The sequence below is a fragment of the Pseudomonas sp. 65/3-MNA-CIBAN-0223 genome (assembly GCF_040310425.1).
GTDB lineage: Bacteria > Pseudomonadota > Gammaproteobacteria > Pseudomonadales > Pseudomonadaceae > Aquipseudomonas > Aquipseudomonas gregormendelii.
On record NZ_JBEOPV010000012.1, the window covers coordinates 160,776 to 182,314 of the forward strand.

The 21,539-nt window shown below is 60.9% G+C and carries 25 protein-coding genes; 15 read left to right on the top strand and 10 right to left on the bottom strand.

Annotated elements, in window-relative coordinates; translation table 11 throughout:
• Positions 1-37: 37 nt before the first annotated feature.
• Positions 38-1,111, bottom strand: coding sequence for an alpha/beta fold hydrolase (locus AAEZ09_RS16990; protein WP_350600126.1), 1,074 nt, complete (start codon positions 1,109-1,111; stop codon positions 38-40).
• A 178-nt stretch (positions 1,112-1,289) separates the two neighbouring features.
• Between AAEZ09_RS16990 and AAEZ09_RS16995 the strand changes: the two genes are divergently transcribed.
• Both AAEZ09_RS16995 and AAEZ09_RS17000 read left to right on the top strand, forming a co-directional pair.
• Positions 1,290-2,030 (top strand): response regulator, encoded by a 741-nt coding sequence (locus tag AAEZ09_RS16995; protein ID WP_205893343.1) that lies wholly within the window; start codon positions 1,290-1,292, stop codon positions 2,028-2,030.
• 114 nt (positions 2,031-2,144) lie between these two features.
• Entirely contained in the window at positions 2,145-2,369 is a 225-nt protein-coding gene (locus AAEZ09_RS17000) for a hypothetical protein (RefSeq protein ID WP_045060416.1), read from the top strand.
• Between the two features lie 141 nt (positions 2,370-2,510).
• On the opposite strand, the gene AAEZ09_RS17005 is transcribed toward AAEZ09_RS17000, so the two are convergent.
• Complete coding sequence (locus tag AAEZ09_RS17005) at positions 2,511-3,944, bottom strand: FAD/NAD(P)-binding protein (RefSeq protein WP_350600128.1); 1,434 nt, start codon at positions 3,942-3,944, stop codon at positions 2,511-2,513.
• Positions 3,945-4,060: 116 nt separating this feature from the next.
• On the bottom strand, positions 4,061-4,624 hold the full coding sequence (locus AAEZ09_RS17010) for a helix-turn-helix domain-containing protein (RefSeq protein WP_045060414.1): 564 nt from the start codon (positions 4,622-4,624) through the stop codon (positions 4,061-4,063).
• Between AAEZ09_RS17010 and AAEZ09_RS17015 the strand changes: the two genes are divergently transcribed.
• The 10 genes from AAEZ09_RS17015 (at position 4,619) to AAEZ09_RS17060 (ending at position 13,365) form a co-directional block, all read left to right on the top strand.
• A complete protein-coding gene (locus tag AAEZ09_RS17015; protein ID WP_350600130.1) occupies positions 4,619-5,647 on the top strand; it encodes a DMT family transporter in 1,029 nt (342 codons plus the stop codon). The genes AAEZ09_RS17010 and AAEZ09_RS17015 overlap by 6 nt on opposite strands.
• Before the next feature lie 273 nt (positions 5,648-5,920).
• The gene (locus AAEZ09_RS17020; RefSeq protein ID WP_350600131.1) at positions 5,921-8,839 is read left to right on the top strand and encodes a monovalent cation/H+ antiporter subunit A; all 2,919 of its coding nucleotides are present in this window, start codon (positions 5,921-5,923) and stop codon (positions 8,837-8,839) included.
• The gene (locus AAEZ09_RS17025; RefSeq protein ID WP_350600133.1) at positions 8,839-9,183 is read left to right on the top strand and encodes a Na+/H+ antiporter subunit C; all 345 of its coding nucleotides are present in this window, start codon (positions 8,839-8,841) and stop codon (positions 9,181-9,183) included. The genes AAEZ09_RS17020 and AAEZ09_RS17025 overlap by 1 nt, the downstream gene beginning before the upstream one ends.
• On the top strand, positions 9,180-10,865 hold the full coding sequence (locus AAEZ09_RS17030) for a monovalent cation/H+ antiporter subunit D (RefSeq protein ID WP_350600134.1): 1,686 nt from the start codon (positions 9,180-9,182) through the stop codon (positions 10,863-10,865). Before AAEZ09_RS17025 ends, AAEZ09_RS17030 begins: the two co-directional genes overlap by 4 nt.
• The gene (locus AAEZ09_RS17035) at positions 10,862-11,350 is read left to right on the top strand and encodes a Na+/H+ antiporter subunit E (protein WP_350600135.1); all 489 of its coding nucleotides are present in this window, start codon (positions 10,862-10,864) and stop codon (positions 11,348-11,350) included. Before AAEZ09_RS17030 ends, AAEZ09_RS17035 begins: the two co-directional genes overlap by 4 nt.
• Positions 11,347-11,625, top strand: coding sequence for a K+/H+ antiporter subunit F (locus AAEZ09_RS17040; protein WP_045060409.1), 279 nt, complete (start codon positions 11,347-11,349; stop codon positions 11,623-11,625). Before AAEZ09_RS17035 ends, AAEZ09_RS17040 begins: the two co-directional genes overlap by 4 nt.
• Complete coding sequence (locus AAEZ09_RS17045) at positions 11,622-11,984, top strand: Na+/H+ antiporter subunit G (RefSeq protein ID WP_045060408.1); 363 nt, start codon at positions 11,622-11,624, stop codon at positions 11,982-11,984. The genes AAEZ09_RS17040 and AAEZ09_RS17045 overlap by 4 nt, the downstream gene beginning before the upstream one ends.
• 62 nt (positions 11,985-12,046) lie before the next feature.
• Entirely contained in the window at positions 12,047-12,622 is a 576-nt protein-coding gene (locus AAEZ09_RS17050; RefSeq protein WP_350600137.1) for an MFS transporter, read from the top strand.
• Complete coding sequence (locus AAEZ09_RS17055; protein WP_350600138.1) at positions 12,619-12,897, top strand: hypothetical protein; 279 nt, start codon at positions 12,619-12,621, stop codon at positions 12,895-12,897. The genes AAEZ09_RS17050 and AAEZ09_RS17055 overlap by 4 nt, the downstream gene beginning before the upstream one ends.
• Positions 12,898-12,942: 45 nt before the next feature.
• A complete protein-coding gene (locus AAEZ09_RS17060) occupies positions 12,943-13,365 on the top strand; it encodes an MFS transporter (RefSeq protein ID WP_350600140.1) in 423 nt (140 codons plus the stop codon).
• Between the two features lie 24 nt (positions 13,366-13,389).
• Here AAEZ09_RS17060 and AAEZ09_RS17065 read toward each other — a convergent pair whose 3' ends face one another.
• From AAEZ09_RS17065 to AAEZ09_RS17075, 3 genes are all read right to left on the bottom strand, one after another.
• Positions 13,390-13,827, bottom strand: coding sequence for a DUF3995 domain-containing protein (locus AAEZ09_RS17065; RefSeq protein WP_122839436.1), 438 nt, complete (start codon positions 13,825-13,827; stop codon positions 13,390-13,392).
• A gap of 73 nt (positions 13,828-13,900) precedes the next feature.
• Positions 13,901-14,917, bottom strand: a complete 1,017-nt coding sequence (locus tag AAEZ09_RS17070) for an ABC transporter substrate-binding protein (protein ID WP_045060405.1) — start codon at positions 14,915-14,917, stop codon at positions 13,901-13,903.
• 151 nt (positions 14,918-15,068) lie between these two features.
• Positions 15,069-15,539, bottom strand: a complete 471-nt coding sequence (locus AAEZ09_RS17075; RefSeq protein ID WP_082069195.1) for a hypothetical protein — start codon at positions 15,537-15,539, stop codon at positions 15,069-15,071.
• Positions 15,540-16,144: 605 nt separating this feature from the next.
• On the opposite strand from AAEZ09_RS17075, the gene AAEZ09_RS17080 reads away from it, so the two are divergent.
• Together AAEZ09_RS17080 and AAEZ09_RS17085 are read left to right on the top strand one after the other, a co-directional pair.
• Positions 16,145-16,375 (top strand): hypothetical protein, encoded by a 231-nt coding sequence (locus tag AAEZ09_RS17080; RefSeq protein WP_045060403.1) that lies wholly within the window; start codon positions 16,145-16,147, stop codon positions 16,373-16,375.
• 129 nt (positions 16,376-16,504) lie between these two features.
• Positions 16,505-16,744 (top strand): DUF2789 domain-containing protein, encoded by a 240-nt coding sequence (locus tag AAEZ09_RS17085; RefSeq protein WP_122839434.1) that lies wholly within the window; start codon positions 16,505-16,507, stop codon positions 16,742-16,744.
• A 9-nt stretch (positions 16,745-16,753) separates the two neighbouring features.
• Here AAEZ09_RS17085 and AAEZ09_RS17090 read toward each other — a convergent pair whose 3' ends face one another.
• The 3 genes from AAEZ09_RS17090 to AAEZ09_RS17100 all read right to left on the bottom strand — a co-directional run bounded on the left by AAEZ09_RS17090 (position 16,754) and on the right by AAEZ09_RS17100 (position 19,305).
• The gene (locus AAEZ09_RS17090; RefSeq protein WP_205893348.1) at positions 16,754-16,957 is read right to left on the bottom strand and encodes a hypothetical protein; all 204 of its coding nucleotides are present in this window, start codon (positions 16,955-16,957) and stop codon (positions 16,754-16,756) included.
• 120 nt (positions 16,958-17,077) lie between these two features.
• Positions 17,078-18,718 (bottom strand): methyl-accepting chemotaxis protein, encoded by a 1,641-nt coding sequence (locus tag AAEZ09_RS17095; protein ID WP_502947583.1) that lies wholly within the window; start codon positions 18,716-18,718, stop codon positions 17,078-17,080.
• Positions 18,719-18,900: 182 nt separating this feature from the next.
• Positions 18,901-19,305, bottom strand: a complete 405-nt coding sequence (locus tag AAEZ09_RS17100) for a TraR/DksA family transcriptional regulator (protein WP_007907888.1) — start codon at positions 19,303-19,305, stop codon at positions 18,901-18,903.
• Between the two features lie 363 nt (positions 19,306-19,668).
• On the opposite strand from AAEZ09_RS17100, the gene AAEZ09_RS17105 reads away from it, so the two are divergent.
• Positions 19,669-20,280 (top strand): glutathione S-transferase, encoded by a 612-nt coding sequence (locus AAEZ09_RS17105; protein WP_205893350.1) that lies wholly within the window; start codon positions 19,669-19,671, stop codon positions 20,278-20,280.
• 158 nt (positions 20,281-20,438) lie between these two features.
• Here the strand turns inward: AAEZ09_RS17105 and AAEZ09_RS17110 are convergent, their stop codons facing one another.
• A complete protein-coding gene (locus AAEZ09_RS17110) occupies positions 20,439-21,371 on the bottom strand; it encodes a hypothetical protein (RefSeq protein WP_045060399.1) in 933 nt (310 codons plus the stop codon).
• Positions 21,372-21,539 lie beyond the last annotated feature (168 nt).

Consider the following 21,539-nt stretch of genomic DNA (forward strand, 5'->3'; position numbering starts at 1 on the left):
GCTGGCCGCTGCCACAGGTTAGCGCTCGTTCAGCCGGTCATAATTTATCGGCATCAATCACTGCTTTGGCAAAGGCCTTCGGGTCTTCCTGGGGTAGGTTGTGGCCGATACCGCCCTTGATCAAGCGGAACTCATACTTGCCGGTGAAGCGTTTCGCATAGTCCTCGGGAGCTGGATGCGGCGCGCCATTGGCGTCGCCTTCCAAGGCGATGGTCGGCACGCTGATGGTGGGCGCCTTGGCCAGCTGCTGTTCCAGGGCCTCGTAACGGCTTTCCCCTTGTACCAACCCCAGGCGCCAGCGGTAGTTGAAGACGGTGATCGCTACATGGTCGGGGTTGTCCAGGGCTGCAGCGCTGCGCTCGAACGTGGCATCGTCGAAGGCCCACTTCGGTGAGGCGAGTTCCCAGATCAACCTGGCGAAGTCATGACGATTTTTCTCATAACCGACCTGGCCGCGATCGGTCGCGAAATAGAACTGGTACCACCACTGCAACTCGGCCTTGGGCGGTAATGGGTTCTTGCCTGCCGCCTGGTTGCCGATCAGATAACCGCTGACCGCCACCAACGCTTCGACTCGCTCCGGCCAGAGCGCCGCAACGATGTCTGCCGAACGTGCGCCCCAATCATAGCCACCCAATACGGCCCGCTTGATCTGCAGCGCGTCCATGAAGTCGATGACATCACTGGCCAGTGCGGCAGGCTGGCCGTTGCGCAGCGTCTTGTCGGAGAGAAAGTGTGTATCGCCATACCCCCGCGCATAAGGCATGAGCACGCGATAACCCTGCGCGGCCAACAAAGGTGCCACCTCGGAGTAACTGTGAATATCATAAGGCCAGCCGTGCAGCAGAATGACCACGGGGCCCTCGGCCGGACCCACCTCGGCGTAAGCTACATTCAGCAGACCGGCCTGGACGTGCTTCAACGGGCCGAACACGGCAGATGGATCGACTTTGGTGCTGACCGTAGCCGCCGCGGTTGCGGTTGCGGTGGTGCTGGCCTGCACGTTGGCCGTAACCAGGAGGCCCAACTGCAGCAACACCGCAGCAAGGATCGAAGGCCCCACCAGGCGCCGGTGCTTAGCGGTTGTAATGGTCGACAAGGCGTTGTTCACGTCGGGTGACTCCTGCAGGTGGCGGATGAGCAGTCTGCTCTCGATGAAGCCTATTTGGCCGGCCCGAGGTATCCACGTTGTGTCGTAAAACCTGTGCTATCGCGACATAACGTGTCCCACCGTGCGACGGATACAGTCCGATACAAAACCCAGAGTTCAATAACAAGAGAATCGAGCGATGGAACACGTCAACCACATCCTGATTGTCGACGACGATCGGGAGATCCGCGAGCTGGTCGGTAATTACCTGAAGAAGAACGGCTTGCGCACCACAGTCGTGGCCGATGGACGGCAGATGCGCAGCTTTCTGGAGGCCAACCAGGTGGACCTGATCGTGCTGGACATCATGCTGCCCGGCGACGACGGCCTGCAGCTGTGTCGCGAACTGCGCTCGGGCAAGCACAAGGCGACGCCGATCCTGATGCTCACGGCGCGCAACGATGAAACCGACCGAATTCTCGGGCTGGAAATGGGCGCCGATGACTACCTGACCAAACCCTTCTCCGCCCGCGAACTGCTTGCCCGCATCAACGCCGTGCTACGGCGCACGCGGATGCTGCCGCCTAACCTGCTGGTCAGCGAAAGCGGCCGCTTGCTGGGCTTCGGTCGCTGGCGCCTGGACACCACCGCCCGTCATCTGCTGGACGAAGATGACACCATGGTCGCCCTGAGTGGTGCCGAATATCGGCTGTTGCGGGTGTTCCTCGACCATCCCCAGCGCGTGCTCAGCCGCGATCAATTGCTGAACCTGACCCAGGGTCGCGACGCCGACCTGTTCGACCGCTCCATCGACCTGCTGGTCAGCCGGTTGCGCCAACGCTTGATGGATGACTCGCGCGAGCCGACCTACATCAAGACCGTGCGCAGTGAAGGGTATGTATTTTCCTACCCGGTGCAGATGCTCGGCGCACAGGACTGAATCAGCACAGGCCGATCAACATCCTTGATAAAGACTATGCCCATGGGTGTTTTTTCATCGACGGGCTGCAGCTCTACAGTGGCCACATCTTCTTCCCACGCTCTGGAGCTGCTCATGAAAATCATCATTGGTCTTGGATTTGCCCTGTCGGTCCTGGGTGCCACTTCGGCCATCGCTGCCCCCCACGCAACCGCACAAGTGGTTAGCGCTGCACAGGTCAGCCAACCGGCTACCTTGAACGTCAATACGGTGGGCGTCGATCACAAGGACGATCAGGCAAGCAAACTGTATGTTGCGGAGAACCGGCCGGAGTTTGGTTCGAAATATCAGCGTTATTGATCCGCCCATTGCCCTTGTAGGAGCGAGCTTGCTCGCGATCACGGATCCTCATTCAGCGTTGCCGTGTGCTGACTGACGATATCGTGAGCAAGCTTTGCTCCCACACTTTATGTCCTGCAGGCGCGTCCGACAGGCCATGCCCTACAGGGGTTGGGTCAATCTGCGGGCAAGCGCTTTGGCCTGCAATGCAACGTCCGTCACCGCCGTACTCTCCCACCACATTCCACGCAACGGCGGCCCCATGGCGAACAGCCGACTGGCGACTTGCCCATCGGCACCGATCACCGCGCCGTCCGCAGTGGCGGCGATTCCCAATGCCAGCGGTCCGGGCTGAACCAGGCCCCGCGCCAGCAACTGCCGGGGCAGAGGTCGGGCAACCCGTCTCCAGTCATATTCGATGCCACTGGAATTGATCAACGCCACGCCATGTACCACGCACTCACAAGGCTCGCCACGCCGACGGATGCGAATTCCCAACTCATCCCCCGACGAAGGTTCAAGCCCCTTGAAGGACGCCGCCTGAATCCGCAGCCGCCCTTCCCCGTGCAACCGCGCGACCAGCTCGGCACTCAAGGGTGGCGAGCGGTGGTGATGGCTCTCCCACCACGGCCGTACGTGCCGCACGAACTGCCGACGCTGCAAGTCCGTCGCCTGGCTCCACAGCCGTGGAATGTGCACACGCACAGTGTCCAGGGGCGCTTGCCAGTCGATCCCCCGGGCAATGGCATTGCGGCAATGGCGGCGCAGCTCGCGTACCAGCTGCCGTGGCGTACGAATGCTCGGGTCATCGCCGAGGAAGTCGGCCCAGGCCGGCGGCTGGCGGCGCACGTGGGGCAGCAGGCCGTGGCGGGAAAACACTTCGATCGGCCCGCGGTGCCCAGCCTGCTCCAGCGAGACCACAGCATCGACCATGGTCAGGCCGGAACCGATGATCAAAACCGTCGACTGCGGATCAAGCTGGCGCATCGCAGCCACGTCCCAAGGGTCCAGTGCCGCTGCATTCAGGCCACTGGAGTGGGCCTGTGGCGTGCGTGCGGCGGGAAACATTCCAGTGGCCAGCACCGCATAAGCCCCCTGCAGGCATTGCCCGTCGCTCAAAGTCAACCGCACGCCATCGGCCAGGTTCTCGAGGTCGACGACCTCAGCGCGCACGTGTTCCACGCTCGAACCGTTCGCGGCGCCAGCCACCTGGGCTTCGGCCAGGCGCTGTTGCACATACTCGCCAAATAGCCCGCGCGGGGGGAACAGCTCACTGACCGGCACAGACTGCTGATCGGACTCGGGCCAGCCGCCCGCCGCTATATGTGCCGTCAGCCACTGCGTCAGGTCATCGGCATTGTCCGGGTCGACGCTCATCCGCGCCGCGTTACCGTTGAGCGTGTGACCGAGTTCCACCGCACTGTAGGCCTCGCCGCGACCCAGCTCGGCACGGGGCTCAATCACCAGCACCGAGCGCCGGCCCCGCAGGCGCAGCAGCTGCACGGCCAGCATCGCGCCACTCAGGCCGCCGCCGATGATCAGGATGTCCGCTTGCCGGATGGCGTCATTCGCCTGCTCGCGGGGGATTTCACTCATGGCGTTCTCACAGGTCAGTGTTTTCCTGGACGATCATAAGCGCCAAACCCGGGCCAGCGTCATAGAGCAGTACCAAAGTAGCGATAGCAGCCTTGGCGATCGGCGCTGCTGGCCGTTCAGATCACCACGTTACGCACGAAACGCGCGGCAACTTCGCCTTCATTGCGATAGGAGTGCGGCTGGTTACTGGCGAACATGTAGAACTCCCCGGCCGCAATAGTGTGGGGAACGTCACCGAGCATCAGCGTCAGGCAACCTTCGAAGACGTAAAGCTGTTCGCTCCAGCCATCAGCATCGGGTTCGGAGGGATAGTGTTCGCCTGGCTCCAGGCGCCATTCCCAGAGCTCCACCTCCCGGGTGGCGCTGGCTTTGGACAGCAACACCGCCTTGCTGCCGGGAATGGTGCCGGCCCAGGCCAGTTCGTTGATGCGACTGGGATCGCGGGCATCGGGGGCCTGGATCAGGTCGCTGAAGGCCACGTCGAGTGCTTCGGCAACGCGGTCGAGGGTGGTCAGGCTGACATTCTTTTCACCGGCTTCGATTGCCACCAGCATCCGCCGGCTGACCCCGGATTTTTCCGCGAGGGCGGTCTGGCTCATATCGGCGGCGTGGCGCAGTCGCCGGACATTAAGGCTGACGTGTTGCAGGACCGAAGCCCGTTGCGTGGAATCTTTGTGCACTATATTGCTCACTCGGTAGGGTTGGGCAGTATACTGCGCAACATACGGCGCATTGTGCGTCCCCCTCCGGTAGCGCGCAAGGACATGACGTCGGTGAACTCCTCCCCCAATACTTCTCCCCGCTTCTCGCGGTTCAGCAAAGCCGAATGCGTACTGGTGGTAATCACCATGGTCTGGGGCGGGACTTTCCTGCTGGTGCAGCATGCGATGACCGTCAGCGGCCCGATGTTTTTCGTCGGCCTGCGCTTCGCCGCAGCGGCGCTCATCGTCGCGTTGTTTTCCTGGCGGCACCTGCGCGAGCTGACACTCTTCGAGCTCCGGGCCGGGTCGTTTATCGGTGTGGCGATCATGCTGGGCTACGGCTTGCAGACGGTCGGGTTGCAGAGCATTCCAAGCAGCCAGTCGGCGTTCATCACGGCGCTGTACGTGCCCTTCGTGCCGTTGCTGCAATGGCTGGTGCTGGGACGGCGTCCAGGGCTGATGCCGAGTATTGGCATCATGCTGGCGTTTACCGGCTTGATGCTGCTGTCGGGGCCGGCGGGGGCCTCATTGAATTTCAGCCCGGGTGAAATCGCCACCCTGATCAGTGCCGTGGCGATTGCTGCAGAAATCATCCTGATCAGTCGCTTTGCCGGTCAGGTCGATGTGCGCCGGGTGACGGTGGTGCAACTGGCGGTCACCTCGGTGCTGTCGTTCCTGCTGGTGGTGCCAACCCAGGAGCACATTCCGGACTTTTCCTGGCTGCTGCTGTGCAGCGCCCTGGGCCTGGGTGCGGCGAGCGCGGCGATCCAGGTGGCGATGAACTGGGCGCAGAAAAGCGTCTCGCCGACCCGCGCTACCCTGATCTATGCCGGCGAGCCGGTCTGGGCCGGAATTGTCGGGCGGATGGCCGGGGAGCGGTTGCCGGCGATTGCGTTGGTCGGCGCGGGGTTGATTGTGGCAGCGGTGATTGTCAGTGAGTTGAAGACCAAGGGTAAGGCGGTGGTGGCGCAGGAGGACCTGGAGAGCGAAACCCAACGCTGACCGGCAATAGGTGCGGCGTTTGATCGAGAGTCTTCGCGAACAAGCCCGCTCCCACTGTGGATCTGTGCCAAACGCATGCCCTGCATTCACCGATGATCTAATGTGAGAGCAGGCTTGCTCGCGATGAGGCCAGACCTGCATGTCACCGCATGCCAAACCCCCAGACAGCATGACTTTTGCGCACGCCATGTAGGATTCTGCCACAGGTTCGCGTTTGGTAATCCGGGGACTGGCACGTATGATGCTTCATAAACCTCCGCAGATTAGAAGCCTATGTCCCTGATAGTTCTACTGCTTCTGCCCTTTATTGGCAGCTGTGTGGCCGCCGTTCTGCCGCATAACGCGCGTAATGCCGAATCATTGTTGGCTGGCCTGGTCGCCCTCATCGGCACCGTCCAGGTCGCTTTGCTGTACCCGCAAATTGTCGATGGCGGGGTCATTCGCCAGGAATTCTTCTGGCTGCCCAGCCTGGGCCTGAACTTCGTCCTGCGCATGGACGGTTTTGCCTGGCTGTTCTCCATGCTGGTGCTGGGCATCGGCACACTGGTCTCGTTATACGCTCGTTACTACATGTCGCCGGACGACCCGGTGCCGCGCTTCTTCGCGTTTTTCCTGGCGTTCATGGGCGCCATGCTCGGGCTCGTCATCTCCGGCAACCTGATCCAGATCGTATTCTTCTGGGAGCTGACCAGCCTTTTTTCCTTCCTGCTGATCGGCTATTGGCATCACCGCGCCGACGCCCGACGCGGCGCCTACATGGCGCTGATGGTCACGGGTGCCGGCGGTTTATGCCTGCTGGCGGGGGTCATGCTGCTTGGCCATGTGGTCGGCAGCTATGACCTCGACAAGGTCCTGGCCGCCGGCGAGCTGATTCGCGCACATGCCCTCTACCCTGTCCTGCTTCCTCTTATCCTGATCGGCGCCCTAAGCAAAAGCGCGCAATTCCCCTTTCATTTCTGGCTGCCCCACGCCATGGCGGCGCCGACGCCGGTCTCCGCCTATCTGCACTCGGCAACCATGGTCAAAGCCGGGGTGTTCCTGTTGGCGCGGCTCTGGCCGTCGTTGTCCGGCAGTGAAGAATGGTTCTACATCGTCAGCGGCGCCGGTGCCTGCACCCTGTTGCTGGGCGCCTACTGCGCAATGTTCCAGAACGACCTCAAGGGGCTGCTGGCCTATTCGACCATCAGCCATCTGGGCCTGATCACCCTGCTGCTGGGCCTGAACAGCCCCCTTGCAGCAGTCGCGGCGGTATTTCATATTCTCAACCACGCCACCTTCAAGGCTTCGCTGTTCATGGCCGCCGGGATCATCGACCACGAAAGTGGCACCCGGGACATTCGCAAGCTCAGTGGCCTGATCCGGCTGATCCCCTACACTGCCACCCTGGCCATGGTCGCCAGCGCCTCCATGGCCGGCGTACCGCTGCTCAACGGTTTCCTGTCCAAAGAGATGTTCTTCGCCGAAACCGTGTTCATCAATGCCACGGCCTGGGTCGAAATGGCCCTGCCAATTGTCGCGACCATCGCCGGCACCTTCAGCGTCGCCTACTCGCTACGGTTTACCGCTGACGTGTTCTTCGGCCCGACCGCTACCGACCTGCCCCACACGCCCCACGAGCCGCCACGGTGGATGCGTGCACCGGTCGAGTTGCTGGTGTTCGCCTGCCTGATAGTGGGGATTTTCCCGGCACAGGTGGTGGGCCCGCTGCTGGCTGCCGCTGCGCTTCCCGTTGTCGGTGGCCAATTGCCGGAGTACAGCCTGGCCATCTGGCACGGCTGGAATGCGCCGATGATCATGAGCCTGATAGCCATGAGCGGCGGCATCGTCCTTTACCTGCTGCTGCGCAATCAGCTCAAGCGTGGACGCTTCAAGTACCCGCCGCTGATTGGCCGCTTCAACGGCAAGCGCCAGTTCGAACGCAGCCTGGTGGTGATGATGCGCCTGGCTCGGCGCCTGGAGCGGCGGATCAGCACCAAGCGCCTGCAAACCCAGCTGTTTCTGGTGGTACTGGCCGCCGTACTGGTCGGGCTGATCCCGATGCTGCACGGCAGCCTGACCTGGGGCGACCGACCGAAAATCCCGGGCTCGGCCGTGTTCGTGACCCTGTGGCTGCTGGCGATCGCCTGTGCCCTGGGCGCCGCCTGGCAGGCCAAGTATCACCGCCTGGCAGCCCTGACCATGGTCAGCGTCTGTGGCCTGATGACCTGCATCACCTTCGTCTGGTTCTCCGCGCCGGACCTGGCCTTGACGCAACTGGTAGTCGAAGTGGTCACCACGGTATTGATCCTGCTTGGTCTGCGCTGGTTGCCGCGGCGGATCGAAGAGGTGGCGCCGTTGCCGAGCACCTTGCGCAAGGCGCGCATCCGGCGCTTGCGCGACTTGCTGTTGTCGACGGCTGTCGGTGGCGGCATGGCGCTGTTGTCCTACGCCATGTTGACCCGCCAGACCCCCAACGACATTTCCTCGTTCTACCTCAGCCGCGCCTTGCCCGAAGGCGGTGGCAGTAACGTGGTCAACGTGATGCTGGTGGATTTCCGCGGCTTTGACACCCTGGGTGAAATCACCGTGCTCGCCGCCGTGGCGCTGACCGTGTTCGCCCTGCTGCGACGCTTCCGCCCCCCCAAGGAGAGCCTGCAATTGCCGGCCCAGCAACGCCTGCTGGCGCCCGACGTGGTGACCGACCTGGTCAACCCGCGCCAGGCCAGCGATACCGCCCTGGGCTTCATGATGGTGCCGGCGGTACTGGTGCGCCTGCTGCTGCCGATCGCCTTCGTGGTGTCGATCTACCTGTTCATGCGCGGTCACAACCAGCCCGGTGGCGGGTTCGTTGCAGGGCTGGTGATGTCGGTCGCGTTCATCCTGCAGTACATGGTGGCCGGGACCCAGTGGGTCGAGGCGCAAATGAGCCTGCGGCCGCTGCGCTGGATGGGCACCGGGTTGTTGTTCGCCACGATCACCGGGCTTGGGGCCATGGCGGTCGGTTATCCGTTCCTGACCACCCACACCTGGCATTTCGACCTGCCTGTGTTCGGCGCCATCCACATCGCCAGCGCCCTGTTTTTCGACATTGGCGTGTATTCAGTGGTCGTGGGTTCGACCTTGCTGATCCTCACCGCCATCGCCCACCAGTCGGTTCGTGGCCACAAGACCGCGGCACTGCCCAAATCCGTCGCCAGCAAAGGAGCCGTCTGATGGAAGAAGTCATCGCAATCGCCATCGGCGTCCTGGCTGCGTCCGGAGTGTGGCTGGTCCTGCGGCCGCGGACATTCCAGGTGGTCATGGGCCTGTGCCTGCTGTCCTACGGCGTCAACCTGTTCATCTTCAGCATGGGCAGCCTGTTTATCGGCAAGGAGCCGATCATCAAGGACGGCGTGCCCCAGGACCTGCTGCACTACACCGATCCATTGCCGCAGGCGCTGGTGCTCACCGCCATCGTCATCAGCTTCGCCATGACTGCACTGTTCCTGGTCGTGCTGCTGGCTTCCCGGGGCCTGACCGGTACCGACCATGTGGACGGCCGGGAGCCTAAGCAATGAACCTGATGCCGCACCTGATCGCCGCACCGATTCTGCTGCCGCTGCTGACTGCCGCCTTGATGCTGATGCTCGGGGAAAAACACCGCCCGCTGAAGGCCAGGATCAACCTGTTCTCCAGTCTGGTCGGGCTGGGCATTGCCGTGCTGTTGCTGCAATGGACCCAGGAAACCGGCATTCCCGGCTCCATCGGCGTGTACCTGCCGGGTAACTGGCAGGCACCGTTTGGCATTGTGCTGGTGGTCGACCGCCTCTCGGCGATGATGCTGGTACTGACCGGGATCATCGGCGTCAGCGCCCTGCTGTTTGCGATGGCCCGCTGGGACGGTGCGGGCTCGAGCTTCCACGCGCTGTTCCAGATCCAGATGATGGGCCTGTATGGCGCCTTCCTGACCGCCGACCTGTTCAACCTGTTTGTGTTTTTCGAAGTGCTGCTGGCCGCCTCCTACGGGCTGATGCTGCACGGCTCGGGACGCTCACGGGTCTCGGCCGGCCTGCATTACATTTCGATCAACCTGTTGGCCTCGTCGCTGTTCCTGATCGGCGCGGCGCTGATCTACGGCGTCACCGGCACCCTGAACATGGCCGACCTGGCGCTGAAGATCCCCCTGGTGCCGGAGGCCGATCGGGGCCTGCTGCATGCCGGCGCGGCGATCCTGGCGGTGGCGTTCCTGGCCAAGGCCGGCATGTGGCCGCTGAATTTCTGGCTGGTACCGGCCTATTCCGCGGCCAGCGCCCCGGTGGCGGCGATGTTTGCGATCATGACCAAGGTCGGCGTCTACACCTTGCTGCGCCTGTGGACCCTGCTGTTTTCCGGGCAAGCCGGGGCGTCGGCGTATTTTGGCGGCGACTGGCTGATCTATGGCGGCATGGCGACCATTATCTGCGCAGCGATGGCGATCATTGCCGCGCAACGCCTCGAACGCCTGGCCAGCCTGAGCATCCTGGTGTCGGCGGGCATCCTGCTGGCTTCCATCGGCTTCGCCCAGCCCAAGCTGATCGGCGCGGCGCTGTTCTACCTGGTCAGCTCGACCCTGGCGTTGAGCGCGCTGTTCCTGCTGGCCGAGCTGATCGAACGTTCGCGCTCGGCCAATGAAATACCCTTGTTCGATGACGGCGACCTGCTGCCCCGGCCCATGGAATCCCTGCAGCCAGCCAAAGGCATCAACCTCGATGACGAACAGAAAGCCGTGGTCGGCCAGGTAATTCCCTGGACCATGGCCTTCCTCGGCCTGAGCTTCATCGCCTGCTCACTGCTGATCATCGGCATGCCGCCGCTCTCGGGCTTTATCGGCAAGCTGGGTTTGCTGCACGCCCTGCTCAACCCAATGGGCCTGGGCACCGGCAGCGATGAACCGGTGTCGAACGCCGCGTGGGGCCTGTTGGCGCTGCTGATCATCTCGGGCATGGCATCGCTCATCGCTTTCTCCCGCCTGGGTATCCAGCGCTTCTGGACGCCGGAGGAGCGACCGTCGCCGCTATTGCGCCGTTTTGAATGTGTGCCGATCTTCGCGTTGCTGGGCTTGAGTATCGCCCTGACCTTCAAGGCCGAGCCGCTGCTGCGTTACACCCAGGCCGCTGCAGACGCCTTGAACAATCCCCAGCAGTACGTCATGGCAGTGCTCGGCACTCGCGCCGTGCCAAGCCCCGAAGCGCAAGCCGCGATCGTCGAGGTGCGCCCATGAGCCGTCTGTTTCCCGCCCCCTGGTTGTCACTGGCGCTGTGGGTATTGTGGCTGGCGCTGAACCTGTCGATCAGCCCGGGTAATGTGCTGCTGGGGGCCATCCTCGGCATCTGCGCGCCATTGATGATGCGCAAATTGCGCCCACTGCCGATCCGCATTCGCCGCCCTGGGGTGATCCTGCGCCTGTTCCTGCTGGTGGGCCGTGACGTGGTGGTGTCCAACCTCGCCGTCGCCTGGAGCGTGCTCAATGCCGGACGCCGACCGCCACGCTCGCGCTTCATCAAGGTGCCGCTGGAGCTGCGCGACGCCAATGGCCTGGCGGCCCTGTCGATGATCACCACGGTGGTTCCCGGCACGGTCTGGTCGGAACTGGCACTGGACCGCAGCATTCTATTGCTGCACGTGTTCGACCTGGATGACGAAGCGCTGTTCATCGAGCACTTCAAGGCGACCTACGAACGCCCCCTGATGGAGATCTTCGAATGAGCCCGCTGCTGTCGAATGCGATCCTGCTGAGCCTGTTCATCTTCTCGCTGGCCATGGTCCTGACCCTGATTCGCCTGTTCAAGGGCCCTTCGGCACAAGACCGGGTACTGGCGCTGGACTACCTGTACATCGTCGCGATGCTGATGATGCTCACCCTGGGCATCCGTTATGCCAGTGACACCTACTTCGAAGCAGCGCTGCTGATCGCGCTGTTCGGCTTCGTCGGCTCGTTTGCCCTGGCGAAATTCCTCCTGCGCGGCGAGGTGATCGAATGAACGCTGAATTGTCTTTGTGGGTTGAAGTGCCGGTGGCGATCCTGCTGGTGCTCAGCAGCCTGTTTGCGCTGATCGGCGCCACCGGGTTGCTGCGCATGAAGGATTATTTCCAGCGCATGCACCCGCCAGCCCTGGCGTCGACCCTGGGCGCCTGGAGCGTGGCACTGGCGTCGATCATCTACTTCTCGGCGCTCAAATCCGCGCCGGTGCTGCACGCCTGGCTGATTCCGATCCTGCTGGCAATCACGGTACCGGTGACCACCCTGCTGCTGGCCCGGGCGGCGCTGTTTCGCAAGCGCATGGCCGGGGATGATGTGCCGGCCGAGGTAAGTAGTCGGAGCATGGAAAGCGGGAACTGAGCCTCGGGCACTCTGGGATCCTGTGGGAACGAGGCTTGCTCCCACAGCTCAACGGTAAATCAATGAGTGCAGATTTCTCAAACAGCCTATGGGAGTTTCCTGTTATCGACCGCCGACTACTGAAGGTTCAGTTCAGTTTTTTTCTGATGGTTCTGGGCGGACGCTGCAATCAACTTGCCGTCGCGTGGTGGGTGCTCCAGGAAACCGGCTCGGCGCTCTACTTCGCCAACATGATTGCCTGTTCCATCGCGGCAGAGGTGCTGGCCAGGCCCCTGCTGGGGTGGATGGGCGACAAGTACAACAAAATCCGGATCATCAAGCTCGCCTCATGGCTCAGCCTGACCAGCGCGCTGCTTATGTTGGTGCTGTCTGCCACCGGCGCGTTCAACCCCTGGACGGTGGGTGCGCTGATGATGCTCAGCAGCGCGATCGTCGGCGTGCGTGACCCGCTGCAGGCGTCGATCATTCCTTTGTTTGCCAGCGACGATAAAGTCTCGCTGGCCTTCAGAAGCAAAAGCGTGATGTCGTCGTTGTCGATGCAGCTGGGACCGGTACTGGCCAGCGGCTTGATTTACGGATTTGGCATCACTTTCGCTTTAGCTGCGGATTTTTTGCGATCCTCGTCGCCGGGTTATTGATTGCGACCATCCCAAGCGCCATCGGCGCTCCCGACGACAGCCTAAACCCTGCGACCGCCAATGGCTTGAGCATGATCTACTCCGGCTTCAAGGTGGTCTACGGCGTGAAAGTGGAGTTTTACCTGGCGCTTGTTGCGATGTTGATCAACTTTGCCCTCTACCCGTTTTTCACCCTTCTGATTCCGCTGTATGTGAAAGACGTCATCCAATACCCGGTGACTTACATCGGTTTGCTGGATGCCAGCTTCGGGCTAGGCATTCTGCTGGGCAGCTAAAAGATCATCGGATGGTTATCCGGCCTAATCCCTCGGGACATGTGTGTGTCCGCAGGGTTCGCACTATTGGGTTGCAATCTGTTGGTGTTCGGGACCGTTACCTCTTCGGTTATCGTCACCGTCGCGTTTTTCTGCGGTGGCGTCGGACTGATGCTGATCAACATCCCTACCTCGTCCGTACGGCTGCTGGCGACACCAAAATCGCACCGCAACCGCGTGTTCGCCACGGTTGCGATCCTGTCCGCAGCGGCCAGTCCCCTGGGGAGCTTTGCCATGAGCACCTTCATTGGTCAGCTGGGAGTCGCGACGACCATTACGCTGCTGGGTGCCATGGTGCTGCTGTTATCCCTGCTGGTTCTGCTGATACCTGATTTCAAACGATTCATGCGCTCCCAGGATACCCAGCTCAACGATGCTTACCTGGACAAGTACCCTGCAGCGTTCAGCGGGGCTTCCAGCAAGGCTTGATAGCCCCGTTGCCGTGCCCGCTCTTCAGATCCACGCCACCGCCAGCAACCCTGCCCCCAGCACCACACACAACGGCGAATACGCCCAGGTATCGAGGCGGGCAAATTTGGAATCCTTGACCTGTTTGAAAAACCCTACAAGATTCGAATCGCCAATCGCCCGGGCGAACATCAGCATCGCAATGGCGCTGATCACCCACTGCAGTGACCAGTGATGCACCGTCGGCAGGTACAGGCCGACCCGCAGGCACACCAGCATCGCGATCAGCAGCAGGCCGACCGCTACCAGTAGCGTGGCAAATCCAGAAGGCTTGAAGGCCGGCCTGGAGCCTTGGTCGTCCTCCCTGGGCACTCGCGGCACGGCGGCCTCGCTGCCCAGCTTGCCACCGGCCGCCCAGTACAGGTGGACCAGGCTGATCAGGAGGAAGACGGCAGCCATCCATTGCGCAATTACCAGGCTCATAGTCAAACTTCCAGCGTGAAATGTGCGCGCAGGATGAACCTACCCGACCGATTATGTAAGGGCAGCCCCAAACTCACTTCAACTCGGCAGCAACTTTGGCGGCGACATCCTTGGGCACCCAGGCCTGCCACACGTCCGGATGCGCCTTCATGAACGCCTCGGCCGCCTGGCGTGGCGCGGTGTGTTTTTCGCTCATCTGGGCCAACGCCTTGTTCAATGGCTCGATCGGGAAATCAACCTTGCTGAAAAACTCGGCAATCTGCGGGTACTGCTTCTGGAACGGGGTGGACACACCGATCGACAGCTTCGACGCCAGCGAGCGGGTCGGCTGCGGATTGGGATTGTCGGCATCGGTGAGGGTCTTCCAGGCTTCGGCATTGAACGGCGGTTCTTCCAGCTGGATCAGCTTGAAGCGGCCGAGCAGCGGCGTCGGCGACCAGTAATAGAACAGGATCGGTTTGCCTCGACGAATCGAAGAACTGATCTCGGCATCCAGCGCCGCCCCGGACCCGCTGCGGAAGTTCACGTAGCTGTCGTCCAGCCCGTAGGCCTTGAGCTTCTGCTTGTTGACCACCTCGGACGTCCAGCCGATCGGGCTGTTGAGAAAGCGGCCCTTGCCAGGCGATTCCGGATCGCTGAACACGTCCTTGTACCTGGGCAGATCGGTGACGCTGCGCAGGTCAGGGGCCACGGCCTTGATACCCTTGGCCGGGTCACCCTTGATCACATACTCGGGCACCCACCAGCCTTCGGTGGCGCCCTTGACCGTGTCGCCCAGGCTCACCACCTTGCCTTCAGCCTCAGCCTTGACCCAGACCGGACTACGCCCGGCCCATTCTTCGCCGATCACCTGGATATCGTTGTTGGCCAGCGCGGTTTCCAGGGTAATGGTCGTGCCCGGCAAGGTATCGGTGGGCAGTCCGTAACCCTTCTCGACGATGATCCGCAGGATATCGGTGATCAGGCTGCCGCTTTCCCAATTCAGGTCGGCAAAATGGATGGGCGCCTGGGCGGCGGCCACCGGGCCGGATGAAGCGAACAAAGCGCCAGTGGCCAGGGCAGCGGCCAGGAACCGTCGTAATCCTTTCATGCTTTTGCACCTCGTGCTGTTCACAGCAATAGCAGGATGGCCGGGCAGAAGACCGCGAGCCTCAAAATACTCAGTCCACTGACTGTAGTAGAGGTTCCTGCTTTCGAAGGGCGTGAATCTGTTTTCGCAAATGTACTGCAGTGCCGGCCGCTTATTCGCTGGCCTTGAAGGTCACCAGCTCACCCTTGCGCCATTTCGCGGCCTTGGCCGTAACGGCCTTGAGTGTCTTGGTCAAACCTTCCTGCAACTGCTGGTGCGCGGCGAATACCATCACCACGCTATGGCCTTCCTTGAACACGATGCCGTGGCCATCAGCGGTAGTCACGAACGCATAATCGCCAAGGCCGTAAACGGTCAGTTTAATTTCGCGAAACTTGATATCCAGCTTGCCGCCTTCGCGACTGGGTAGCACGGATGCGCTGAAGTGATCGCCAACCTTGAGCTTGAGCCCGGGTTTATCATCAACGACCAACGACTCTTCGGTATCGATTTCGGCAATGTAAATGCCTTCGGCGTTTTGTTCGGTGATGTAAACGAAACGTGACTGAAACTGTTTAACCAGCTTTGCCCGCAGATCACCCAGCACGAACAAAGCATGCATATCGAGATTACTTACTGCCAAGGAAACATCCCCACATCTGAAATGGTGCCGCGCGCGAAACGGGCGCACGGCAGAAAATAGCGGCAATGCCGAAATGAACACATAAACCGGGGTGAATCCCAGGATCAACAGGATAATGGAATACCACCCACGTCGTCCTGTCTGGCGTTTTTCAAGACTTGGAGTACAGCGCCTTTTTTACGCCAGAGAAAACGGACTATCAACTCCGGGGAAAAATCGCTTTGAAAAAAGCATTTTTCCAACAGATCGCCAGGCAAAAATTGCTTTGGAAAGGCACGTACGCCCGGCACTGCAGGTGATTCTAGAGCAGCGACGCTCTTCCAGACTACCCATAACGACGAACAGACGTCGGCAAACCCGTGAAAAGGACTTCACAGGTGCACTTAAACACACTTCAGCCAACTGCCTGGCTCCCCGTGCAATCATTTGCAGGCCACGCCCTCGAGTGCCGCCACTGACTGCGGCTTCGACAGGCGTTTCGTCATGCCGGCGACTTATCTCAGCCGCCGGCAGGCAACTACTGCCATAATGCCCGACCAATGAAATCCGTCCCAACGGCGGGCAACGTTCAAAACAACAGAATATTCTCATGGGAAGGCTGCGACGTGACGGAATTTGATATCGGCGAATTTTTCATCCGGGGCGAAGTCAGGGAAGTCGAGGGTGAGTTCCAGGCAGTCATCATCATGCGCGCCAAACCGCCGCTGACCACCGTCACCTGCCACCAGGTCGAAAAGGACCGCTGGTTCAAGACCGCCGACGTGGCCGCCATTGCCGCCCAGGATGCCGCCAAGGCACTCAAGCTGGCTGTCGATGAAGGCGCGTTAAAGGCCTGACCTTCAGTTTGCCGTCTATGCTTGCCCTGCTTTAGAACATCGCTATCGAACTCCTGGAGCGCGGCCGCCTCTGATGCAATGAGCCGTACTTCAGCACTTGCACTCGACGCGACACTCAAGGAGATCAACATGGATGCACCTACACATGATTTGAAAGGCCTGTTTGACCAGCTGGGCCTGGATTCCAGCGAGAAGGCGATCGACGACTTCATCGCCAGTCACTCTCCCCTCCCCGACGACAAGAAGCTGATCGACGCCGAATTCTGGACGCCGCAGCAGGCGGGCTTCCTGAAAGAACAATTGCGCGAAGATGCTGACTGGGCGCGGGTGGTCGACGACCTCAACCTGCGCATGCACCAGGTTCACTAAGCAGCGGACTCAGTGCAGGCTGCCTTGTTGTGCTGCGCTCAATTGCGCAAGCCAGGCAGCTTTGCACTCCTGCGCTTCATTGCGACTGGCGAACGCCGTACCGCGACGCTCCCCGTTCAGCAGCACTACCCAGCAGACACTCTGCCCCATCGCCCGCAGGTTCGAGGGCACAGCGCTGCCAATCATCACCGCAACATCCACTTTGCTTTGCATATTGCCTCGCCTAATTCATTAGCCACCTAACTATGTCGGTAGGTTAATGAGTTTCCCGGCAAGGAAACAGCAACGCCGCTGCACAGCTTAGTTGCCGAACCGGTAACAATGGCCGCCAGGTCAGCGCGGACTCTCTGGTTTATAGCCCAGGCGCAAACCACCCCAGTGACGCCCTTTGAGCACAATTGGCACCGAAAGATCGTGCATCAATTCACCGGTGTCGCGGGTATAGGTTTGCAGCAGCACGGGTTGCTGATGGCCGCCACAACGAATGCCCGTGCGATCGGCAAACTTGCGTTTGGTGCGATTGTTCAGCGCGTCAAGCTGTGCGTCGCCAGTCAACGGTTGGCTGAACACCTTGTTATGGGTGGGCACGTAGCCCTGCTGCGTGCAGGCGATGGCGAACACCAGGCCATCGTGACGGGCCAGCAGCGGTTCCTGGATGGCCGGCAACACCTGATCGGTGTAACGATCGAAGCGGGTCTGAAACTTGCCCGGATGAGTGTTGGGAATCGCCTGGTAATTGCGATCGAACAGGTCATCGAGGCTGACACGTCCCTGGTCGATATCAGCTTCGAATCGCGCCGTGATCTGGCTTGCGCCTTCGCGGGCGAGGTCGTAGATGCGTTGGTGGTAATCATCCAGGCCGACTTCGGCAAGCCGCTCGCTGATGGTTTCGGCCTGCCCTTCCATTTGCACTGCCGCCAGTGCCAGTCGTTGGGTCTGCTGGTCGCTGACGCCCAGGTCGCTGCGCATCTGCTCGATGGCGTGGAACAGGCTGTCCAGTTGCTCGCGGTTGGTCGCCGCGCCCTGGGCGATTTCGCCGACCTGGTGTTCGACCCCGGCTGCCAGCCGCGCGATGTTCTCCAGGTGCTGTCCGGTTTGCTCGACCTGTTCGACGCCCTGGTCCAGGTCGCTGGACAGTTGACGAATCTGCTCCACCACTTGCGCCGTGCGTTGCTGGATATCGGCAACCATCTCGCCGACTTCGCCCGTGGCGGTAGCCGTGCGCGCAGCCAGGCCGCGCACTTCATCGGCAACAACCGCAAAGCCCCGGCCATGTTCACCTGCCCGCGCCGCTTCGATGGCCGCATTCAGGGCCAGCAGGTTGGTCTGGCTGGCAATGGACTGGATCACCAGCGTCACTCGCTGGATGTCGTCGCTGCGCAGGCTCAAGGCTTCGATCATTTCCCGGCTGTTGCTCGCGCGCTGACTGAGTTGATGCATGCGCGCGATCGACTCGACCAGTTGCGAACGCCCGGCCGCGCTGCTGTGATGAGCTTCGCTGGCGGCCCCCAGCGCTTGCTGGCTGAGCAGTGATGTGGCTTGTTCGGTGGCAATCAGTACTTCGGCATTGCTGACGATTTGCGCAGCCGCCCCCAGTTGCGACTGCAGGCGGTCGGCCAGTTGCTTGACCGAATAGGCGACGCCGGCGGCTGAAAGCGCATTGTGGCTGGTGGCGTACGACAGATCGCGGGTCAACCCGGCGATGCCGTCGGATGTGTCGGCAGGCGCCTCAGGGGCTCTGCGCTGGCGCAGGCGCGGCAGCCAGATAATCAGCATCGCCAGCGGCAGGCTGACAGCCAGCGACCAGCCTCCCAGCGTGATGCCCCCGAGCAGGAGCAGCAGCGCGACACTTTGCAGCGTCGGCGTGAGCCATTGGTTGCGGGTTGCCGGTATTGGTGCCGGCACTGGCCCAACCAGAGATCCGTCTCTCGTCATCATCGTCACCCACGTGTCTTCTAATTGTTGTACCCGCATTTAACGCCACTACCTGGCCATTATCCATGGTCCGTTAGTCGCGGTTATTGCAGCAGATCAATAGAAGCGTGTCGGGTTTTCTGCGGACGATAAAAAGCATCGCGGGCAAGCCCGCTCCCACAGGTTCAACGCAAACCTTGTGGGAGCGGGCTTGCCCGCGATTTAAGCGCTACGAAACGAAATCAGGCCTGACGCTGGTGCTTGTCGATCTGTTCGTGACGCTCTTGTGCTTCGATGCAGTACTTGGTGGTCGGGCTGATCAGCAGGCGCTTGAGGCCGATTGCCTCGCCGCTGTCATCGCACCAGCCGAAGCTGTCTTCCTTGATGCGCTCAAGGGCTTGTTCCAACTGAGGCAGCATGCGCTGGTCGCGATCGATCGCGTTTACCAGCCAGGTGCGCTCTTCTTCGACGGAAGCAGCGTCGGCCGGATCGGCTGGGGTGTCCAGACTCTCGATGGCGATGCGGTTCTGTTCGATGCGCTCATGGGTTTCAACTTTCATGTTTTGCAACAGCTCGGAGAAAAAAGCATGTTGCTCGGCATTCATGTAGTCATCCGCCGGCATGGCCAGCAACTTGTCCTTTGTCATTGATATCTCTATAAAAAAACGTGCATTAAGGCGAATTAGGGAGCGTTCCGCTGGGCCTGGGAAGGCCAACGCAAAGGCGCCATTTATTCCAAGCGCCACCCGGCACTCAATTTACGAGGGGCGGCAGTCTAAGGCCGACTTGAGGCCTCAGCAACTGAAAAGACAGTGAATTCGTCCGACAAGACCCCGAAAATGCTCTACGGCAGTCGTTGCAGTGATTATCGGAGTGCGTTTATAGCAAGAAATTCAATCAGGTGGCTGTATATAGAGGACAAACGGCGGCTCCCCCGTACATCTATTGCACCGCGCCCAACCTGAGCTAAGGTTGAGCATCCCATAAGCCCGACCCCAAGGAGAATATCCATGAAGTTGATCGGCATGCTCGATTCGCCCTACGTGCGGCGCGTGGCCATTAGCGCCAAGTGCCTGGGCATCCCTCTGGAACACCAATCCGTCTCGGTGTTTCGTCACTTCGAGCAGTTCCAGCAGATCAATCCAGTGGTCAAGGCGCCCACCCTGGTGCTGGACAACGGCGATGTGCTGATCGACTCCACGCTGATCATCGACTACCTGGAGGCGTTGGCCGGGTCGGACAACACCCTGATGCCCGGCGAACTCGATCAACGCTTGCGCGCATTGCGCCTGACTGGCCTGGCGTTGGCCGCCTGTGAAAAATCCGTACAGCTGTATTACGAACGCAACCTGCGGCCCGCCGAGATTCAATATGAACCCTGGGTGGAACGGGTGGAGGGACAACTCGCAGCGGCGTATTCGGCGCTTGAGCGCGAGCTGGAGTTTGCGCCTTTGAAGGCCGATGGTTCGATCGACCAGGCCGGGATCAGCGTGGCGGTGGCCTGGAGCTTCTCTCGGCTGGTGGTGCCGGAGCAGGTAGACAGTGAGCGGTTTCCACAGATCAGCGCGTTTACAGCGTATGCGGAGCAGCTGGAAGCCTTCCTGGACACGCCGATCGAATGAATCCCCCTTAAACAAAAACGCCGCCTCTACCAGAGGCAGAAGCGGCAGGAGCACAAGCTCCAGGACTATCAGTGCATAAACAGGGCGATCAGGATAATGATCGGGATCGGTACACCGAGAAAGAACAACAGTAATGAGCGCATGAGGTTTCTCCTGGTTTAACGAATCGAGTTGGTAGTAGTGACGTAGGCGTCGGATTCGACATACACCACGGCATCACGGCGACGACCGCCGAAGGTGGCAGCGAGGCTGGCGAAGAACGCACCGATCAGCAGCGCAACGAACATCCACAAGGTGGTAGTGGCAGCCACTTTGGCAGCGGTGTCCGCCGCTTCCTTGGCAGCCTGTTTGGCGTCGGCCACGGCTTTCTGGGTACGGGCATACACTTCGTCAACACGACGCTCGGCATCGGCCTGGGTCAGGTTGGTACGCTGGGCAACCAGTTGTGCAAGGTAGGTACGGTCTTCGGCGGCGAGTTGGCCGTCGTTCAGGCTGCGTACAAAGATGCGGGTGACGGTGCCACGGGCGGCGTCATCGCTGACGGCGGCTGGACGATCATCACGGAACAGGCTGTCGATGAAGTAACCATACTGGTCACTGTCAGTGTTACCGGCTGCCGAACCTGCTGCCTGGGTAGCCATGCTGGCTGCACCCCCGACCACACTGGCACCGGCTTGCACGCCACCACTGATGATGCTGCTGACCGAACCGACCACCAGGGTCGCGGCCACCAACGTTGCAACGCACCACGAAAGGAAGCCATGGGCGGTATCACGGAAGTAGACTTCATCGCCGTGCATGTTGGCCCATTTGACCCGCAGGCGGCCCGCAATGTAGCCACCCAGGCCCGATGCGACGATTTGCGTGAAGGCCAGCCAGACGATCGTGGAAATGCCCAGCCCCTTGGCGCTCACGCCTTCATTGGCCCATGGCGAAACCGCCGAGAAGCCAAGGCCAAATCCCAGCAATACGAGGATCAGCGACAACGCCGCCGCTGCAGCGGCACCGGCAAAAATCGCACCCCAGGAAACGCCCGACCGCGCGTTTGATTCTTCTGCGGCAGGATAGAAACCATCCGAGGATCTATTCATTATTGTGTCGCTCCAGGCAGGAAAGATGTTGTTACAAGTAGCTGCCTGAACAATTGCAGTCGGCGTGCCAAGCGCGCTTTTTTGATAAACCTATATTTTTCAATGATTTATAAAAATTGAACTTGCTAAAATCATGCAAATTGCAACAAAACGCCGATATCAGCGGGT

What these genes read in the sequence shown, in the direction of transcription:
- AAEZ09_RS17040 (WP_045060409.1), top strand. Translation starts at nt 11,347, where the DNA reads ATGAGCCCGCTGCTGTCGAATGCGATCCTGCTGAGCCTGTTCATCTTC.
- AAEZ09_RS17070 (WP_045060405.1), bottom strand. Translation starts at nt 14,917, where the DNA reads ATGAAAGGATTACGACGGTTCCTGGCCGCTGCCCTGGCCACTGGCGCT.
- AAEZ09_RS17065 (WP_122839436.1), bottom strand. Translation starts at nt 13,827, where the DNA reads ATGAGCCTGGTAATTGCGCAATGGATGGCTGCCGTCTTCCTCCTGATC.
- AAEZ09_RS17005 (WP_350600128.1), bottom strand. Translation starts at nt 3,944, where the DNA reads ATGAGTGAAATCCCCCGCGAGCAGGCGAATGACGCCATCCGGCAAGCG.
- AAEZ09_RS17090 (WP_205893348.1), bottom strand. Translation starts at nt 16,957, where the DNA reads ATGCAAAGCAAAGTGGATGTTGCGGTGATGATTGGCAGCGCTGTGCCC.
- AAEZ09_RS17085 (WP_122839434.1), top strand. Translation starts at nt 16,505, where the DNA reads ATGGATGCACCTACACATGATTTGAAAGGCCTGTTTGACCAGCTGGGC.
- AAEZ09_RS17020 (WP_350600131.1), top strand. Translation starts at nt 5,921, where the DNA reads ATGTCCCTGATAGTTCTACTGCTTCTGCCCTTTATTGGCAGCTGTGTG.
- AAEZ09_RS17110 (WP_045060399.1), bottom strand. Translation starts at nt 21,371, where the DNA reads ATGAATAGATCCTCGGATGGTTTCTATCCTGCCGCAGAAGAATCAAAC.
- AAEZ09_RS17095 (WP_502947583.1), bottom strand. Translation starts at nt 18,718, where the DNA reads ATGCGGGTACAACAATTAGAAGACACGTGGGTGACGATGATGACGAGA.
- AAEZ09_RS17100 (WP_007907888.1), bottom strand. Translation starts at nt 19,305, where the DNA reads ATGACAAAGGACAAGTTGCTGGCCATGCCGGCGGATGACTACATGAAT.
- AAEZ09_RS17105 (WP_205893350.1), top strand. Translation starts at nt 19,669, where the DNA reads ATGAAGTTGATCGGCATGCTCGATTCGCCCTACGTGCGGCGCGTGGCC.
- AAEZ09_RS17000 (WP_045060416.1), top strand. Translation starts at nt 2,145, where the DNA reads ATGAAAATCATCATTGGTCTTGGATTTGCCCTGTCGGTCCTGGGTGCC.
- AAEZ09_RS16995 (WP_205893343.1), top strand. Translation starts at nt 1,290, where the DNA reads ATGGAACACGTCAACCACATCCTGATTGTCGACGACGATCGGGAGATC.
- AAEZ09_RS17030 (WP_350600134.1), top strand. Translation starts at nt 9,180, where the DNA reads ATGAACCTGATGCCGCACCTGATCGCCGCACCGATTCTGCTGCCGCTG.
- AAEZ09_RS17035 (WP_350600135.1), top strand. Translation starts at nt 10,862, where the DNA reads ATGAGCCGTCTGTTTCCCGCCCCCTGGTTGTCACTGGCGCTGTGGGTA.
- AAEZ09_RS17050 (WP_350600137.1), top strand. Translation starts at nt 12,047, where the DNA reads ATGAGTGCAGATTTCTCAAACAGCCTATGGGAGTTTCCTGTTATCGAC.
- AAEZ09_RS17045 (WP_045060408.1), top strand. Translation starts at nt 11,622, where the DNA reads ATGAACGCTGAATTGTCTTTGTGGGTTGAAGTGCCGGTGGCGATCCTG.
- AAEZ09_RS17025 (WP_350600133.1), top strand. Translation starts at nt 8,839, where the DNA reads ATGGAAGAAGTCATCGCAATCGCCATCGGCGTCCTGGCTGCGTCCGGA.